General features: G+C 70.7%; 14 protein-coding genes. 9 read left to right on the top strand and 5 right to left on the bottom strand.

The features are described from left to right. Both VGO10_RS07495 and VGO10_RS07490 read right to left on the bottom strand, forming a co-directional pair. The coding region (locus VGO10_RS07495) for an ATP-binding cassette domain-containing protein (RefSeq protein WP_327466781.1) at nucleotides 1-698 on the bottom strand (698 nt) is incomplete at its 3' end. Nucleotides 699-719: 21 nt separating this feature from the next. Then, the gene (locus VGO10_RS07490) at nucleotides 720-1,745 is read right to left on the bottom strand and encodes a UDP-N-acetylmuramate dehydrogenase (protein WP_327466779.1); all 1,026 of its coding nucleotides are present in this window, start codon (nucleotides 1,743-1,745) and stop codon (nucleotides 720-722) included. A gap of 40 nt (nucleotides 1,746-1,785) precedes the next feature. On the opposite strand from VGO10_RS07490, the gene VGO10_RS07485 reads away from it, so the two are divergent. Both VGO10_RS07485 and VGO10_RS07480 read left to right on the top strand, forming a co-directional pair. Continuing rightward, the gene (locus tag VGO10_RS07485; protein ID WP_327466777.1) at nucleotides 1,786-3,033 is read left to right on the top strand and encodes a hypothetical protein; all 1,248 of its coding nucleotides are present in this window, start codon (nucleotides 1,786-1,788) and stop codon (nucleotides 3,031-3,033) included. Between the two features lie 76 nt (nucleotides 3,034-3,109). Next, nucleotides 3,110-4,741 (top strand): thiamine pyrophosphate-binding protein, encoded by a 1,632-nt coding sequence (locus VGO10_RS07480; RefSeq protein ID WP_327466775.1) that lies wholly within the window; start codon nucleotides 3,110-3,112, stop codon nucleotides 4,739-4,741. 471 nt (nucleotides 4,742-5,212) lie between these two features. On the opposite strand, the gene VGO10_RS07475 is transcribed toward VGO10_RS07480, so the two are convergent. Both VGO10_RS07475 and VGO10_RS07470 read right to left on the bottom strand, forming a co-directional pair. Then, entirely contained in the window at nucleotides 5,213-7,402 is a 2,190-nt protein-coding gene (locus tag VGO10_RS07475; protein WP_327466773.1) for a diguanylate cyclase domain-containing protein, read from the bottom strand. 6 nt (nucleotides 7,403-7,408) lie between these two features. Then, nucleotides 7,409-8,923, bottom strand: a complete 1,515-nt coding sequence (locus VGO10_RS07470) for an aldehyde dehydrogenase family protein (RefSeq protein ID WP_327466771.1) — start codon at nucleotides 8,921-8,923, stop codon at nucleotides 7,409-7,411. A gap of 132 nt (nucleotides 8,924-9,055) precedes the next feature. On the opposite strand from VGO10_RS07470, the gene VGO10_RS07465 reads away from it, so the two are divergent. Then, nucleotides 9,056-10,804 carry a cellulase family glycosylhydrolase gene (locus VGO10_RS07465; protein WP_327466769.1) on the top strand — a complete coding sequence of 583 codons (1,749 nt, stop codon included), beginning with the start codon at nucleotides 9,056-9,058 and terminating at the stop codon, nucleotides 10,802-10,804. A gap of 37 nt (nucleotides 10,805-10,841) precedes the next feature. Continuing rightward, nucleotides 10,842-11,951, top strand: coding sequence for an FAD-dependent oxidoreductase (locus tag VGO10_RS07460; RefSeq protein WP_327466767.1), 1,110 nt, complete (start codon nucleotides 10,842-10,844; stop codon nucleotides 11,949-11,951). Nucleotides 11,952-12,274: 323 nt separating this feature from the next. On the opposite strand, the gene VGO10_RS07455 is transcribed toward VGO10_RS07460, so the two are convergent. Next, entirely contained in the window at nucleotides 12,275-12,805 is a 531-nt protein-coding gene (locus VGO10_RS07455; protein ID WP_327466765.1) for a class I SAM-dependent methyltransferase, read from the bottom strand. Nucleotides 12,806-12,880: 75 nt separating this feature from the next. On the opposite strand from VGO10_RS07455, the gene VGO10_RS07450 reads away from it, so the two are divergent. From VGO10_RS07450 to VGO10_RS07430, 5 genes are all read left to right on the top strand, one after another. Then, nucleotides 12,881-13,129, top strand: a complete 249-nt coding sequence (locus VGO10_RS07450; protein ID WP_327466763.1) for an AbrB/MazE/SpoVT family DNA-binding domain-containing protein — start codon at nucleotides 12,881-12,883, stop codon at nucleotides 13,127-13,129. Then, on the top strand, nucleotides 13,075-13,518 hold the full coding sequence (locus tag VGO10_RS07445; RefSeq protein ID WP_327466783.1) for a PIN domain-containing protein: 444 nt from the start codon (nucleotides 13,075-13,077) through the stop codon (nucleotides 13,516-13,518). The genes VGO10_RS07450 and VGO10_RS07445 overlap by 55 nt, the downstream gene beginning before the upstream one ends. A gap of 40 nt (nucleotides 13,519-13,558) precedes the next feature. Continuing rightward, the gene (locus VGO10_RS07440; RefSeq protein ID WP_327466762.1) at nucleotides 13,559-15,112 is read left to right on the top strand and encodes a hypothetical protein; all 1,554 of its coding nucleotides are present in this window, start codon (nucleotides 13,559-13,561) and stop codon (nucleotides 15,110-15,112) included. Nucleotides 15,113-15,249: 137 nt separating this feature from the next. After that, complete coding sequence (gene nucS, locus VGO10_RS07435) at nucleotides 15,250-15,945, top strand: endonuclease NucS (RefSeq protein WP_327466760.1); 696 nt, start codon at nucleotides 15,250-15,252, stop codon at nucleotides 15,943-15,945. Between the two features lie 29 nt (nucleotides 15,946-15,974). Continuing rightward, a complete protein-coding gene (locus VGO10_RS07430; RefSeq protein ID WP_327466758.1) occupies nucleotides 15,975-17,468 on the top strand; it encodes an NAD(P)/FAD-dependent oxidoreductase in 1,494 nt (497 codons plus the stop codon). The last annotated feature ends 21 nt before the right edge of the window (nucleotides 17,469-17,489 follow it).

Raw genomic sequence — 17,489 nt, 5'->3', positions numbered from 1 at the left:
AGGCCGCGCGCGCGATCGAGTTCGAGGATCCAGCCGGCCACGTTGTCGAGGAAGTAGCGATCGTGCGTGACGGCGACGATCGTGCCGCGGTACTCGGCGAGGTGGCGCTCGAGCCAGTCGACGGACTCGGCGTCGAGGTGGTTCGTCGGCTCGTCGAGCAGGAGGAGGTCGGGCTGGGAGAGCAGCAACCGGCAGAGCGCGACGCGGCGGCGCTCGCCGCCGGAGAGCTTCGTGACGTCGGCGTCGGCGGGCGGCAGGCGCAGCGCGTCCATCGCGTACTCGATGTTCGTGTCGAGGTTCCAGGCGTCGGCGGCGTCGATCTGCTCCTGCAGGCGGCCGAACTCGTCGGCGGTCTCGTCGGAGTAGTTGGCGGCCAGCTCGTTGAAGCGCTCCAGCAGCGCCTTCGTCTCGGCGACGCCGTCCTCGACGTTGCCCTTGACGTCCTTGGCCGGGTCCAGGGTAGGCTCCTGCTCCAACATGCCCACGGTGGCGCCCGGGGCGAGCTGGGCGTCGCCGTTGAACTCGGTGTCGATCCCGGCCATGACGTTCAGCAGCGTCGACTTACCCGCGCCGTTGTAGCCCAGCACGCCGATCTTGGCGCCGGAGTAGAACGCGAGCGTGACGTCGTTGAGGATCGGCTTCTCGGGCCCGTAGGCCTTCGTGAGCCGCTGCATCTGAAAGATGTACTGAGGAGCCATGAAGCCTCCAGGATAGGAGGCTCAGGCCGCGATGGGATCCCAGGCGTGCCCGACGAAGACGGGCTCGGGGTGCAGGGCGACGCCGAAGGTCGCCTCGACGCCGCGCGCGATCTCTTGGGCGAGCGCCACGAGCTCGGCCGTCGTGCCTGCTCCGCGGTTGGTCAGCGCGAGCACGTGCTTGGTCGAGATCGCGATGCCGGCGGGGTTGCCGTAGCCCTTGGTGAAGCCGGCGTGGTCGATGAGCCAGGCGGCGGAGGTCTTGACGCGGCCGTCGGGCTCGGGGAAGCCGGGGACGTTCTCGCCGGCGCGCTCACGGAGCGCGGCGAACGCCGTGGCGTCGAGGATCGGGTTGGTGAAGAACGAGCCGGCGGAGGTGGTGTCGGGGTCGTTGGCGTCGAGGACCATGCCCTTGGAGCGGCGAAGCTGGAGCACCGCCTCGCGCACGGCGAGCAGCGGCGCGGTCTCGCCGACCTCGACGCCGAGCGCGCGCGCCAGCTCGGCGTAGCGGATGGGGCGGGAGCTGCGGGAGGCGTGCAGTGCGAACGAGACGCGCAGGACCGCGTAGCGCTCCGGGTCGCGCTTGAAGGCGCTGGAGCGGTACGTGAAGCCGCAGTCCTCGGGCGCGAGGTCGACCGTCTCCGCGGTCGTCCGGTCAAACGCCCGGACCGACATGATGGTGTCGCTTACCTCTTGGCCGTAGGCGCCGACGTTTTGGATCGGCGTGGCGCCGACCGAGCCCGGGATCCCGGAGAGCGCCTCGATCCCGGCGAGGCCCTCGCCGACCGTGTGGGCGACGAGCGCGTCCCACGGCTCACCCGCCGCGACGTGCAGGGCGTCGCCGTCGCGCTCGATGCCGCGCGTGGCGACCTGCACGACCGTGCCGGGGAAGCCCTCGTCGGCGACGACGAGGTTCGACCCGCCGGCCAGGAGCAGGATCGGGCGCTCGGCGGCGGTCAGGGCCTCGAGCAACTGCGTGTCGGTCGTCGCTGCGACGAAGGCGGCGGCGGGCCCGCCGAGCCGGAGCGTCGTGGAGTCGGACAGCAACACGCCTAGGAGCCTATGGGTTGGGCCGATACCCTCGAAGGTCGTGCCGCAGGTCCTCGACATCGAACAGGCGCTCCTCCTGCTGGAGCTCGAGCCCCCGTTCGAGAAGCGCGATGTCCAGCTCGCGCGGCGCAAGCAGGCCAAGGTCTGGCACCCCGATCTTGCGCCGCCCGGCAAGCAGATCGAGCACGAGCGCCATCTCAAGGCCATCAACGAGGCGGCCGACCAGCTCGAGAACCTCGCGGAGGGCTCGCGCGGCGGGCGGGTGTCGCGCAACGCGGTCAAGGTCAGCGTTGCGGCCACCCGCGCCTATCGCGCCGAGGCCGGCCGCCGCGCCTACGAGGAGGACCAGGCCCGGCGCGCCCATGACGCCGATCGCGCCAAGAACGACCCGTTCGGCTCGCGCGTTCCCGACCACTCGGTCGTGCACCGCTACGCGCGCTGCCTCTCCTATCCGGAATGGGGCGTCGGCGAGGTCGCGGGCATCTACTTCACCGGCGGTGGCGACGACATCCAGCAGTGGGCGCGCGTGCGCTTCCAGCCCGGCGTGCGCACGGTCCCGGCCGGCTCGCTGCAGTTCGTCGACTTCTCCAAGCCCGACCCCGGCCACGAGCGCGTGCAGCGCTTCATGACCGCCGCACAGCACGCGATGGTCGAGGGGGATTACAAGTTGGCCGCCCGCCGCCTGATCTACGCGCGCGACGCCGAGCCCACCAACATCTCGGTCCTGCGGCTGCTGACGCTCGCCTTCTGGCAGGCGGGCGATCTGCTAGCGGCAGGGCGTGCCGTGCGCGACTGGATCCGTCACGACCCGACGCGCCCGGCCGCGCAGCGCTACGCCGCGCGCATCTACGAGGACATGCGGGCGATCGACCTGGCGGCCGAGGCGGCGCTGCGCTCCGCCCAGCTGGGCCCGAGCGATGCGGGCGCCTGGGAGCGCGTCGGTCGGCTGCGCCTTGCGCTGATGGACCGTGAGGGCGCGCTGGACGCGTTGGAGACCGCGCGCCGGCTCGGGCCGACCGTCGAGGGGCTGCTCGATCTCGCGCTGGCCCACCATCTTGGTGGTGATCTCGGTGGCGAGGTCACGGCAACCGAGCAGGCGACGCTGCTGGACGGCGATCGGCCGGACGCGTGGTCGCGCTATGCGCATGCGCTGGCGCGGACCGACCGCGTGAGCGACGCGATCGCCGCGGCCGAGCGCGCGCTGCGCCTGGCGCCGGAGGATGAAGAGGTGGCCGTGTTGTTGGAGCGGTTGCATGCGGCGCAGCCACGGGTGCTGCCGGCCGCATGAGGAGCACGGGGGCCAGCGAGCGAGCGACACGAAACCCGCGATATACGCGGGTTTGGTGTCGTCGAGTGGCCGCCTGATGGCCACCGGCGCCGACCAGATGGTCGCCGGCCTGGAGCGCGCCGGTGTCAAGGTCGTCTTCGGCCTGCCCGGCGTGCACAACCTCGCCGCCTGGGAGGCACTGCGCCGATCGTCGATCCGGCTGATCGGCGTGCGCCACGAGCAGGCTGCCGCCTACGCGGCCGACGGCTACGCGCGCGCCACCGGCGAGGTCGGCGTGGCGCTGGTGACGACGGGTCCGGGAGCGGCGAACACGCTTGGGGCGACCGGTGAGGCATGGGCGTCGCGGTCGCCGGTCGCGGTCATCGCGACCGACATCCCGACGACGCTCAAGCGTCGCGGGGTCGTCGGCGGGGCACTGCACGAGGCGTCCGATCAGCGCGCGATGTTCGCGCCGGTCACCAAGAAGACGTTCCGGCTCGAGGATCCAGCCGACATCGAGAGCGCGATCGCCGTGGCGTTCGAGGCGCCGCGACGGCCGGTCTTCGTGGAGATCCCGACAGACAAGCTGTCGGCACGCGGACCGCGCTGGGATGTCGGCGAGTTCGCGCCGGAGGTTGTGCCCGATGAGCCCGACGTCGGCGAGGCCCTGGAGCTGCTGGCCGGCGCGTGGAAGCCGCTGGTCTGGGCGGGCGGTGGCGCGACCGATGCCGGGCCGGAGGTGGCCGAGTTGGCGCGGCGTTTGGGCGCACCGATCCTGACGACCTTCAGCTCGCGCGGGCTGGTCGGTGCTGAGGACCCGTGCGCGGTGGGTCTACCGCCCCATCTGCCGGCGGTGGGGGAGCTGTGGGACGAGGCTGATGTTGTGATTGCCGTTGGTACCGACTTCGACGGCATGAACACCATGAACTGGCGGTTGCCGCGGCCGAAGTTGTTGTCGGTGAACGTGGATGCGCGCGACGCCGTGAAGAACTACGTGCCGGATGTGCTGGTCGAGGCTGATGCGGCGGTCGCGCTGCGCGCCCTGGCCGCCGGGCTGCCGCCGGCGGGCGTTGACGTCTGGGCTGATCTCGTCACGGTCCGCCGCCGTGCGCGCGGGTCGCTGCGCGGTGACCACCCGTTGGAGATCGCGTTCCTTGAGCTGTTTGCGCGGGCTGTGCCCGAGGACGTGACGGTCGTCGCCGACATGTGCATTCCCGGCTATTGGCTGGCCGGTATGTATGCGCCCGCCGGCCCGCGCCGCTTTCAGTACCCGATGGGTTGGGGGACGCTCGGCTACGCCTTCCCGGCGGCGCTCGGCGCGGCCGCGGCCGGTCCGACGCTCGCGGTCTGCGGGGACGGCGGCTTCCTGTTTGCCTGCGGTGAGCTGGCGACGGCGAAGCAGGAGCAGTTGCCGTTGACCGTGGTCGTCGTTGATGACGGGGGCTACGGGATGCTGCGGTTTGACCAGGACCGGAGTGGGGCGGAGCGGTTTGGCGTGGATCTGGAGACGCCGGACTTCGTGGCGCTGGCGGGCGCCTTTGGGGTGCGGGCTAGCGCCGTCGAGGGACTTGGTGACGACTTCGCCGCGGCGCTCGCTTCGCACCTCGCCGATCCCCAGCCATCGTTGTTGGTGGCCAAGGCCGCCCTCACGCCGCCGCCGACCACGTCGCCGCTTTGGTACCGCAATGGCCCGCCGGCGTGGGCGGATCCTCTTGGTGGGTTGGGATGAGGTTGGTTGGCGTTCAGCTCGCGGCGCTGGCTGGTGCCGCGGGGCGGGGTCCGTTGGCGGCGAGGAGTGAACGCGTCTGGCGCATCGAGGCGCCAGGGGTCGTCCGCCGGCGCCGGGGGCAGGCGGTTCGGGGGCCGAATGCGAGTCATTCGTATGGAGGTGCTTGTGGAGAGCACTTACATACGAATGACCCCAGCGACCGGGGCGGGACCTACGATTCGGCACCGAAGCACACTCGATCGCGCATAACCCGCGTATATCGCGGTTAACGTGTGCTCCATGATGCTCACCAGTCTTCACGCGTCGCGAGACGCCGCAAGGTTCCCCGCGCCCGCGCCCGGGCACCAGCGGACGACCCGTGGCGCCTCGCGGGGTCCTCCCGCTCTCACTCCCTCGGTGCCGACAGACCAGGCCACAACGCACGACCACGCCGCGTACTGAGCGCCACCAACGCAGCGCGCCCCCAATGTCCTACAGCGACGCCCGCTCCCGCGGCGCGATCCGCGACAACAACGTCCGCGCCGCCGCAATCACCAGCCCCCGGTCATAGACCGTCGCGAACGCGAACCGCCGCTCGCCATCCGCGCGATCGACATCCCCAAGATCCCGCCCGACCAACGCGCCGGCGAAGTGCGGGCCGAGCACGATCACCGACCACTCTCCCGCCAGCGCATCATCAGGATCGAGCTGCGCACCGCGCACCCCGTGGACTGGCTCCTCCGCCAGCCCCACGCCGAAGGCCGCCACCAGCGACGACCGCCGCGCCAGCGCCTCGTAGCGGCGCACCGTCGCCTTGGTGAAGTGGCGCGCGTCCTGGAAGGCCGACAAGATGACCGCGCCCTCGCCGATCCGCAGCGCACGCGCCTCGAGGTGGTGGCTCATCGGCAACAACAAGCGCTTGGTCGCCTCACCGGTCTCCCGGACCGCCGCGACGACCTCGAACGGCGTCGACCCCGGCAGTTCCGGCGCCGTCGCCGTGTGGCGGCGCACGCGCCCAACCGGCAGTGGCGCCACGAGCGGCGCCGGCCGCCCGAAGTGCCAGCCCTGGCCGAGCGTCGCGCCGAGCGAGCGGGCGATCGCGACGTGCTCCCCGTTCTCGATGCCCTCGGCAAGGATCTGCGCGCCCGTGCGCTCGTGCTCAGCGGCCACCGCGCTGACGATGGCCGCCTGGTCGGTCGACGGCCGGTCTTGCACCAACCGCAGATCGAGCTTGATGATGTCGGGCTCTACCAACGGCAGCAGTGCCAGCGAGCGGACGTCGGCGCCGACGTCGTCCAGCGCGATCCCGCGGCCGGCGGCGCGCGCGTCGCTCAGTGCCCGCACCAGCTCGGCGGGGCGGGCCGTCACGGCGCGCTCGGTGATCTCCAGCACGAGATCGAGCTCGCGCTGGGCGCGCTCCCACAGCGCGGCGTGCTCCGGTGGACAAACAGCACCGAGCGCGGCCGGCTCGCAGTTGATGAACAACGACGACGAGCGGCTGAGACCCGCCTCCAACGCGCCGCGCACGGCGACGACCCGGCAGGCCCAGTCCAGCTCGACCACACGCCCCGCAGCTTCCGCCGCCGCGAACAGCCGATCAGGCCGGTGCAGCGGTGAGCCCTCCGGCCCACGCGCGAGCGCCTCGTAGCCGAGCATCTCACCGGACACCAAGTCGACGATCGGCTGGTAGAGCGCCGTGATGGTGCCCTCGGCGAGCACCTGCTGCAGCGCCCCGCCGGCCGCGGCGGGATCAAACGCATCGTCGGGAACCAGCACCGCATCACCCGAGACCGCGCGATGGACGCGGACGGTGTCCTTGCCCGCGGCCTTGGCCGACTCGACGGCCACATCAGCGTCCTGCAGCAGATCGGCCGAGGTCGTCGTAGTCCCCTGGCGGTAGAGGCCGATGCCGAGGCTGACGCGGATCTCCAGGCGCAGGTCGCCGACGACATGCGGCTCATCGCGTACCGCGTCCAGCAGGCGTGCGGCCAGCTCCTTGGCGACGCGCTCGCCCTCGCCGCTCGGCAGGTCCTTGAGCAGCAGCGCGAACTCGTCGCCGCCTTGGCGGGCCAGCAGGTCCTGGGGCCGGACGACCGAGCGCAGGCGGTCGGCCACGACGCGCAGCAGCGCGTCGCCGGCCTGGTGGCCCCACTTCTCGTTGACGCGGCGGAAGTCGTCGACGTCGACCTGCAGCAGCGCCAGCTCGGTCTCGTGCACGCGCGCGCGGTGCATCGCGGAGCGCAGCTCGTCGTGCAGCGCCGAGCGGTTCGGCAGGCCGGTGAGCGCGTCGTAGTAGGCGAGCTCGTGCAGCCGCGCGTTCTGGCGCATGCGGTCGGTGACGTCGCGCTGCGTGCCGAGCCAGCGGACGATCTTGCCGTCCGCGTCGCGCTCGGGCGCGATCGCGAGCTCGTTCCAGAACGGCGTGCCGTCGGCGCGGTAGTTCAGCAGCGTCACGTAGGCGTCGCGGCCGGCGGTGATCGCCTCGGTGAGCAGCGAGATCGAGCGCGGGTCGGTGTCGGGCCCCTGCAGCAGCTTGGCGTTGCGGCCGAGCACCTCGGAGGCGCCGTAGCCGGTCAGCAGCTCGAAGCCGGGGCTGACCCAGCTGATCGGCAGGCCGTCGGCGCGCGCGTCGACGGCGATGATGGCGGCGAGGCCGTCCAGATCGGAGGCGGGACGCTCCATGGTCGCTCAGTCTTCCAGGCGGAAATCGAGGTCGGCGTCGACGTCGTCGACGTCCATCTGGGCCTTCTGCAGCTTGCCCGCGTAGTCCCAGTTCATCGACTGCCAGCGCGTGAACTGGTCCAGCACCCAGACGCCGGACTGGCGCGAGCCGTTGCCCGACTTCCCGTTGCCGCCGAAGGGCAGGTGCGCCTCGGCACCCGAGGTCGAGTTGTTGACCGACACCATCCCCGCGCTCACCCGCTCGCGGAAGCGCAGCGCGCTGGTCGGGTTGTTGGTGTAGATGGCCGACGAGAGTCCGTAGCCGTGGCCGTTGGCGAAAGCGATGGCCTCGTCGAAGGAGCCGTACCGCGCGACGCCGACCAGTGGGCCGAAGGTCTCGGTGTTGGCGAGCTCGTCGTCGATGCCGACGCCGGCGACGATCGTGGGGTGGACGTAGAGCCCGCGCTCGAAGTCCCCGACGAAGCCGGCGCGCGGGTTGTCGGCGGTGACCCGCCCGACGCCGGTCGAGCCGCTGACCGCGTGGTGGTCGGCGATCAACTTGAGGTGGTTGTCGACGAAGTGCTGCAAGAACTTCTCGTCGATCATCGGGCCGTAGAGCACGTCCTTGGCCATCGGGTCGCCGATCGGCGCTGTCTCGACCGCGCGCGTCAGGCGCGCCAGGAAGTCGTCGTAAACGTCCTCATGGACGATCGCCGTGCCCAACGACGTGCAGCGCTGGCCCGCCGTCCCGAAGCCGCCGAAGAGCGCGCCCTCCACAGCCAGGTCGAGGTCGGCGTCGGCGGTGACGACCATCGGGTTCTTGCCGCCGAGCTCCAGGCACGGCGACTGCAGGTGGCGGCCGCAGAGTGCGCCGATCTCGCGCCCCACGGCCGAGGATCCCGTGAAGCCGACCTTGTCGACCAGGCCCTCGTCCAGCGCGCGCTCCAGCCCGGCGAAGGTCGTCGGCCCGTCGGCCTGCACGACGCTCAGCACGCCGTCCGGCAGCCCTCCCGCCTGGAAGAGCGCGCCAAGCGCCTGGCCCAGCGCGGGCGTGTAATCCGCTGGCTTCCAGACGACGGCGTTGCCGCAGAGCAGCGCCGGCACGAGGTACCAGGACGGCACCGCGACCGGGAAGTTGCCGGCCGTGATGATCGCCGCGACGCCGACCGGCACACGGAAGGTGAACAGCTGCTTGTCGGGCATCTCGCTCGGCACGGTCTGGCCGTAGAGCCGCCGGCCCTCGCCGAGGAAGAAGTCGCAGGTGTCGACGATCTCCTGGACCTCGCCGAGCGCCTCGGGGTACGGCTTGCCGATCTCGCGCGTGACAAGCCGGGCGAGCGACTCCTTGTTGGCCTCCACGATCCGGCCGATCTGCTGGATCGCGCGGCCGCGTCGGGGGGCGGGCGTCGCGGCCCACCCCGGCTGGGCCGCGCGCGCGGCGCGCGCGGCGGCCACGAACGCGTCGGCGTCGGCCATCGGACCGCACCAGACGACGTCCGAGACGTCGGCCGGGTTGGTGGACAGATGGTCGACAACGCTCATGAAACGTGACGCTAGCGCGTCCAAAGGTGTCCGGGATGGAACGGAATCCGTTCAAGCGGGTTCGTCGACCTCCGATCTGTGAGACCAAAGGACCGCGACCCCTCGCGCCGCGCCGCGCGCCCCCATTTCCTCATGAGCCTCCCCAAGATCCTTCTCCCGCTGGTCGCCCTCGCGGCGCTGGCCATCCCGTCAGCCGCGCAGGCCGCCACGCCTGGCGTCAACATCGCCGGCGCCCCGACGCCCGATCGCATCACCGAGGCGATCCAGGCCGGCGCCAAGACGGTGCGCATCTTCGCGCTGTGGAACGCGTTTGAGCCCGACCACCGCAACGAGTACCCGTCCAACGACGTCAACCTGCTCAACATCTCGACGACGTTCGACAACGCGATCAAGCAGCTCAACGCCGCGGGCGTCAAGCCGCTCTTCGTGGTGACCGAGGCGCCCGCGTGGTCCAACGGCGGCTCCCCGGACGTCGCGGTTCCACCGACCGACCCGGCGGACTTCGGCGACTTCCTCCGGCGCTTCGCCGCCCACAACAAGGGCGTGGGCACGGTCGCGGGCTACGAGGTCTGGAACGAGCCCGACGAGAACGACTTCTGGCACCCGGGCCCCGACCCGGTCAAGTACACCGCCATGCTCAAGGCCGCCTACACGGGCATCAAGGCCGGCGACCCGGCCGCGACGGTCGTGGCCGGCCCGACGACGGGCAACAACTACGGCTGGCTGGACAACCTCTACACCGCCGGCGCGGGCGGTTCCTTCGATGCGGTCGCGGTCCACACCGACACGGCCTGCCTGGACCGCGCGCCGGACGAGTTCTACCGTGAGAACGGCGTGCTGGCGCGCTTCACGTTCCTCGGCTACCGCTCGGTGCGCGACACGATGGTCGCCCACGGCGACGGTGGCAAGCCGATCCTGATGAGCGAGCTGGGCTGGTCCTCGACCAACGGCAGCCCGACCTCCTGCACGCGCGGCATGTGGGCCGGGCAGAAGCCGTCAGGCGTCTCCGAGGCCAATCAGTCTGCGTTCCTGAGCAAGGCTTACTCGTGTCTGGCCAACGATCCGTATGTCACGGAGGCCGACTGGTTCACCATGCGTGACACGACCAGCGAGCCGGTGGACGAGCTCAACCACTATGGCTTGCTGCGCACCGACGGCTCGCCGAAGCCCGCGTTGAGCGCCTTCCGTGCCGTTGCGGCGGCCGGCGGCGGCAGTCCCGGCCCGTGCGGCGACTTCGACGCTCCGGCGATCCGCGTGGTCAAGCCGATCCCCGGCCAGCAGTTCGTCGACAAGCTCGACCTGTCGGCCGCCGCCAGCGACGGTGGCGTCGGCATCGCGCGCATCACCTTCAGCTTCGACGGCGGCCAGGCCATCCGCAACTTCACCGACGGCCTGACCGACAACGCGCCGGTCGGCCTGGCGCCGTGGCAAGGCTCCGGCAAGCTCGCGCTCGGCCCGCACACCATCGAGGTCACCGCGCTGGACAAGAACGGCAACACGTCGGTGCAGAAGGTCGCGGTCGTCAAGGTCAAGGCCGGGTCGCTGAAGTCGACGCTGACGCCGAAGGTCAAGTTGAAGTCCAAGAAGGTCGTCTGCAAGAAGCGCGTGTGCAAGATCGCCGGCTCGATCTCGGGCGCCGCGGCCGCGAAGGCCTCCGGCTCGGTCCCGTCGCTGGGCGGCAAGGTCGCCGTCGAGTGGCAGTACCGCAACAAGAAGGGCAAGTGGCGCAAGCTGGTCGGCGGCCTCAAGCCGGCCAACAAGCCCTTCACCTTCAAGGCCAAGTTGAAGCTCAAGGGCAAGTGGCGCGTGCGCGTCGTCTACCAGGGTCAGGCACCGTGGAAGAAGACGACGTCGAAGTACCTCACCTTCAAGGTGAAGTAGAGCCGGCCCCGCCCACCCGCGCGATAGCGTCCCGGCCATGACGTCATCCGTCGTGGTCGTGGGCGCCGGCGTGTTGGGTTCGTCGCTCGCCGACCGCCTCGCCCGCTCGGGGTGGGGCGTGACGCACGTGGAGCAGTTCTCGCCGGGTCACGTGCGGTCGGGCAGTGGCGACGAGTCGCGGCTGATCCGCTCCAGCCACGGCGACGATGAGCTGCACGCGCGGATGTCGCGTCGGGCGCTGGAGCTGTGGCGCGAGCTCGACCCGCGGCTCGTCTCGCCGGCCGGCGTGGCGTGGTTCGCGCGCCGGGCCGACGGCTGGGAGGCGGCGAGCGAGCGCGTGCTCACGCGGCTGGGGATCCCGAACGAGCGCGTCGATCCTGCCGCGCTGTTTCCGTCGGTCAACGCCGACGACCTCGCGTTCACGCTGCTGGAGCCCGAGGCCGGGCTGCTGCGGGCGCGCGAGGGCGTGCGGGCGCTGGCCGACCGCGCGGTCGCGGCGGGGGCACAGCGCGTGACCGCGGTCGCGCGACCCGACGGCGAGCGCGTCGTGCTCGACGACGGTCGTGTTCTGGAGGCCGATCACGTCGTCTGGGCGTGTGGGGCGTGGATGGCAGCGCTCTTCGCCGACGTGCTCGAGCTGCGCATCACCCATCAGGACGTCTTCTACTTCGGCGCCGACGGACGTTGGGCGGCGCCCGATGTTCCCGGCTGGGTCGACTTCGACGGCGCCGCCTACGGCATGGGCGACCTCGACGGTCGCGGCGTGAAGGTCGGTCCCGACGTCGAGGGTCCGGGCGTGGCGTCGATGTCTGCCGAGCGGCGCAACAGCCCGGAGCTCGAGCGCGTCGCGCGCGCGTACCTGGCGCATCGCTTCCCCGCGCTGGCCGGCGCGCCGCTGGTGGGCTCGCGCGTCTGCCAGTACGAGCTGACGCCCGACGAGCGCTTCGTCGTCTCGCCACATCCGGCGTACGGCGGGCGCGTCTGGCTGCTCGGCGGCGGCTCGGGGCACGCGTTCAAGCACGGTCCGGCGCTCGCCGAGCGGATGGAGTCCTGGATCGCCGGCAGCGAGGCGCCCGAGGCCTGCTTCACGCTCGGCGATCACCGCCGTCACGACGTCCAACTGCGGACGGCCGGCACGAAGCTGTGAGGTCTGAAGTCCGCTCGCAGACACGCCCTTCAGGTTCTGCTTTCGCCGGCCGATGGGGGTCTTGAGGCAAGGGCACGGACGCCCCGGAACGGATGCCGCCGCCTTCCGGGCAAGAACGCCATGTGCTTGCCGGTCTCTGCGCCCCCTCCCGGGCGCAGGGGCCGCAGGCCACGTTGTTGCATGGCCGGAACATTCACTAAGAGATTGGTGAATCGCGACTCAGAGCGCGGGTCGAGGTCAGCGCAGCCCGCGTTGCGCGGAACCGAGGATGAGCGGACGCACATGGGGAGGCGCCTTGGGAAGGCGGGTGTGTTCAATTCTCGTCACCGAGAACCCCGCGCCCTCGATGCTGGCCAGCGTGCGGCGGTTGCAGTTGCAGCCGTGGCCGACGCGACGCTGCAGGCCGTTGAGCCGGTCTTGCCAGCGAGCGACTCTGCGGTCGTCTGACCGGAGTGCTCGATGAACAGCAGCTGTCCGTCAGGCTTGAGCACGCGGTGGATCTCGGCGAGGGCAAGCGCGGGAACGCCGACCGTGCACAGCACCAGGGTCGAGACGGCGACATCGAAGCTCGCGTCCTCGAACGGAAGCTTCTCGGCGGGAGCGCTCACCACGCGCGCCGGCAGCGCGTGAGCAGGGAGCCTGCGCGCCATCGGCGCCTCCGGTTCGGTGATGACGATCTCTGCGATGCCTCTGGGGTAGTGCGGCAGGTTCGCGCCGGTGCCGCCACCGATCTCCAGCACGCGGCCGCGGACATCAGCAAGGAGTTGCTCGCGGTGGCGAGCGAGACCGGCCTCCTCGGTCTCCGCCATGAACTTGTCGTAACCGGCGGCGAATATTCGGCCCCAGAGGCTCACGAGAGGAACGTAGCCGCTGAGGTATGTATCGCCAACCCGTCGTTAACTGCCTTACTCCGATGCTAAGGTAAGGATATGGACGTCGCTGCGAAGTTGACGAGCAAGGGTCAGATCACGGTTCCCAAGTCGGTTCGCGATGCGTTGGCGTTGCATCCCGGAGACGAGGTGGTCTTCCGGGTGCACGGCGATCGCGCGGTCGTCGCCAAGACGCCGGACTTCCTTGAGCTGGCCGGGTCGATCGCGGTGCCGGCCGGGCGTCAGGGGACGTCCTGGGACCGGGTGCTGCGCGAGACGCATCGCGTGCACGCGGAGTCGCGTCGCTGATCGCGTTCGTCGACACCAATGTCCTGATCCGGCACCTGACCGGAGACCCTCCGGGACAGGCCGGCAGGGCGACGGCCGCATTGCCAGAAGCCGAGCAGCTTCTGGTGACCGACGTGGTCTTCGCCGAGTGCGTCTTCGTCCTCGAGTCGTTCTACGAGACGCCACCTGCGCAGGTGGCGATGACGATGCGGGCGCTGCTCGCGATGGCGACGGTGGCGGTTGCCGACCGTCCGGTGCTGCTGCGGGCTCTGGAGATCTACGAGCAGGATCGACTGCATTTCGCCGAGGCGCAGCTCGTCGCTGCGGCGGAGGCCAGCGGAGTCGGTCGCGTGCTCTCGTTCGACAAGGCGCTGAAACGCGCGACATCGATCGCGTGGTGGGAGCCGTGAGCACCGCTTCTGCCCGGCACGCCGCGTACCGTTCACCCCGATGCGTTTGATCGTTGCCCGCTGCGAGGTCTGGTACTCCGAGCGCCTCGACGCGCTCCTGCCCGAGGCCTTGCGCTTGTTGATCGTCCGCGGCACGATGCGCCGCGCGTTCGTGCTCAGCGTGCTGCTCTCGCTGGCGGCGGTCGCGCAGGCCTCCGCCGCGACCAGCGCGTTCCAGATCCACTACACCGGCAGCTACGCGTGGCACGACACGTTCGACGGCTCCGGGCCGACCGCCGGGACCTCGGCGCGACGTAACGAGACACTGTCCTGGGTGGAGGACGTCTCCGGTTCGACCGTCGGCCCCGGCGAGGCGAGCGACCTGCACGTGAAGCTCGCCGCGCAGGGGACGATCGACGACGACGAGGGCGGCGGCTATCCCCCGGCGCACTGCACGATCACGCAGGCGCCCGGGACCGAGACGCATAACGTCGCGGTGACGCGCCAGGGCGACGGGACGCTTGGCGTCAACCTGAACCTGCCGCAGATGTCGGGCAGCGACGTGACCGTCACCGGCGGCCCGAGCTGCCAGTACTTCGGCTCGGTGCTGTTCTGCAACACGGAGCACTGTGGGTCCTCGAGCGTGTGCCCGGCCGTGCCGCCCGTCGTCCAGGACCGGTCGTTCGGCGACGCCTTCTCGCCGTCGCTCAGCGGCGAGGCGGACGCGAGCAAGGCGTTCGACGTCGGCGGGCCGCGGGCGAAGGAGACCGTCGCGTGCGAGACCGGCGGCGGCACGCGCGCAACGCAGATCGCGATCACCTCCGAGGTGCGTGTGAACGCAGGCGGCAAGCCGACGCATACGACGCCGCCCGGGAAGCACATCCCGGCGATCGAGCGCCAGAAGGTGTTCGCGAAGAGCGACTTCCTGACCACGCTGTTCCGGGCGGAGGCGGCCTGCGGGCAGGTCGTGCTCGGCACGACGGCGATCGTGTGGGGCGTCGCCGTCCCGGCGGAGTCGGCGGCCGCGGCGGCGGTCGCGGGCGACGTGATCCTCGCCGGGTCGGGCTTCGAGTGCGCGACGCTGCTCAGCCGGCTCGAGGCCGACGCGCGGATCGTCAACGATCCGCCGCGGAAGGACTTCGGCACGCTCGCGCGGCCGCGGCCGGTGCGCGCGAAGGTCACGCTCCCGGACTGCGCGCGCGAGCCCGCGGGACCGCCGGGGTTCTGCGCCGCGCTACGCGCCGCGGAGCTCCGCTACATCGCGGCGAGCCGCGCGGCGACGGCGTGCGCCGAGGCGCTGCAGGTCACCGTCTTCCGCGAGAGCGGCGCGGCGAAGGCCCGGCGCACGTCGGCACTGAAGGCACAGGAGCGACACGCAAGCGCGCTCGTGACGCAGTTGCGCGGGGCGGCGAAGGCCGAGCGCGCCGCCGGCGCGAAGCTCGCGACGCTGCTCAAGGCACAAAGCGTCTCGGGAGCGCTCACGGCCGACCAGGCCCACGGCGGCGCGGCCTACGTCACCTCGGCGCTGGCGAAGCGCAAGCTGCCCGCGTCCTCGCTCCCCGGCGGCCCGCCGACGGCCGCGGCGACCGATCTCGTCGCAGCGTTCACGCGCTGACGGCGAGCCCGGCGCTGGCAGGCAACGCCGGGACCGATCTGACGCCGGCCTCACCCGCCTGAGGGGCGCGGGGAGACCCGCTAGATGCCGAGAACGTGATCGCTTCCGCCCGGCGGGATGCGTACCGTTCGGTGGCGATGCGTCTCATCGTTGCTCGCTGCTCCGTCGACTACACCGGCCGCCTGACGACCCACCTGCCCGAGGCCGTCCGGTTGATCATGATCAAGAACGACGGCGGCGTTTCGATCTGGCACGACGGGGGGTCATCGGTCAAGCCGCAGAACTGGATGACCCCGCCGACGGTCGTCGAGTTCAAAACCGACGACGCCGACACCCTGACCCACATGGTCGTCCGCAAGCGCGCCGGGGCCACGGAGGATCGGCTGGACATCGCGATCAGCGAGGTCGTCTCGGATGTCACGCACGACATGGGGGAGGCCGCGGCGCTGGAGAAGGATGGCGTCGAGGCCCATCTGCAGGAGCTGCTGGCCGAGCAGCCGCACTGGTGTGGTGAGGGCTTCCGGCTCGTCAAGCGGGAGTGGGCGACCGACATCGGCCCGGTGGATCTCATGTGCCGCGACGAGCACGACGGCTGGGTCGCGGTGGAGATCAAGCGGGTCGCGACGATCGACGCCGTCGAGCAGCTGACGCGCTATCTGGAGCGCCTCCGAGAAGACCCGGCCATGGCCGATTGTCAGGGCGTTCTGGCCGCGCAGCAGATCAAGCCGCAGGCACGAGTACTCGCGGAGTCGCGCGGAATGCGCTGCGTCGAGGTCGATCTCGCCGTGCTCCGCGGCGAGCGTGAGCCCGATCTCACGCTCTTTCTGGTCTGAACGCGGGCGTTCGCCCGTATCATCAGCGGATGACCACGGAACACGTCGACGTCCTGATCGTCGGTGCGGGCCTCTCGGGGATCGGCGCAGCCCATCACCTGAAGGCCAACTGCCCGGGCAAGTCCTACGCCATCCTGGAGTCGCGGGACGCCATCGGCGGCACGTGGGACCTCTTCCGCTATCCCGGGATCCGCTCGGACTCCGACATGTTCACCTTGGGCTACTCCTTCCGCCCGTGGACTGCGGCGAAGTCGATCGCCGACGGTCCGGCGATCCTCGACTACGTGCGCGACACCGCCAGCGAGGGCGGCATCGACCACCACATCCGCTTCGGTCACCGCGTCACGCGCGTCGCCTGGTCCTCGCCCGAGTCCCGCTGGACCATCACCGCCGAGCGCACCGACACCGGCGAGACGGTCGAGTTGACCGCCTCCTTCATCTTCTCCTGCACGGGCTACTACCGCTACGACGAGGGCTTCACGCCGGACTTCCCAGGGCTCGATCGCTTCGGCGGCAAGCTCATCCACCCGCAGCACTGGCCGCAGGACTATGACTACTCCGGCAAGCGCGTCGTCGTCATCGGCAGCGGCGCGACCGCTGTGACGCTCGTCCCCGCGATGGCCGAGACCGCGGGCCACGTGACGATGCTCCAGCGCTCGCCCAGCTACATCATGGCGTTGCCCGGCGAGGACCCGATCGCCAACGCGATCCGGCGCGTGCTGCCGTCTAAGGCCGCCTACGCCGTGGTCCGTTGGAAGAACGTCCTGACCCAGGGCGTCTTCTACGGCCTCAGCCGTCGCGCGCCCAAGCTCATCAAGGGCCTCATCGCCCGGATGGTGCAGCGCCAGCTTCCGGACAACGTGCCGTTGGACCCGCACTTCACGCCGACCTACAACCCGTGGGACCAGCGCGTCTGCCTCGTCCCCGACGGCGACCTCTTCAAGGCGTTGCGCAGCGGCAACGCCTCGGTCGCGACCGACACGATCGAGACCTTCACCGAGAACGGCATCAAGCTCTCCTCCGGCGCCGAGTTGGAGGCCGATTGCATCGTCACCGCGACGGGCCTGAACCTGCTCGCGCTCGGTGGCATGGAGATCGCCGTCGATGGCCGTGAGATCGCGCTCAACGACACCATCGGCTACAAGGGCATGATGTTCAGCGACATCCCCAACTTGGCGGTCGCACTGGGCTACACCAACGCCTCGTGGACGCTGAAGTGCGACCTCACGTGCGAGTACGTCTGCCGTCTGCTCAACCACATGGACGCCAACGGCTTCACCCAGGTCACGCCCCGCAACCACGACGCGAACCTGCAGACGCTGCCCTTCATCGACCTGAAGTCCGGCTACGTTGCGCGCGCCATTGACCAGTTCCCGCGTCAAGGTGTCCGGGCGCCGTGGCGCTTGTACCAGAACTACGCGCGCGACATCATGATGTTGAAGCGCGGTGCGCTGGAAGACGGCGCGATCGAGTTCACCCGGGCCGCGCCGTCGGTCTCCGAACAGGAGCCGGTCGCGGCCTAGCGTCCCCGCCGGGGAAACGTG

Source organism: Baekduia sp., from assembly GCF_035996765.1.
GTDB lineage: Bacteria > Actinomycetota > Thermoleophilia > Solirubrobacterales > Solirubrobacteraceae > Baekduia.
This window is presented reverse-complemented; position numbering and strand designations above follow the sequence as displayed.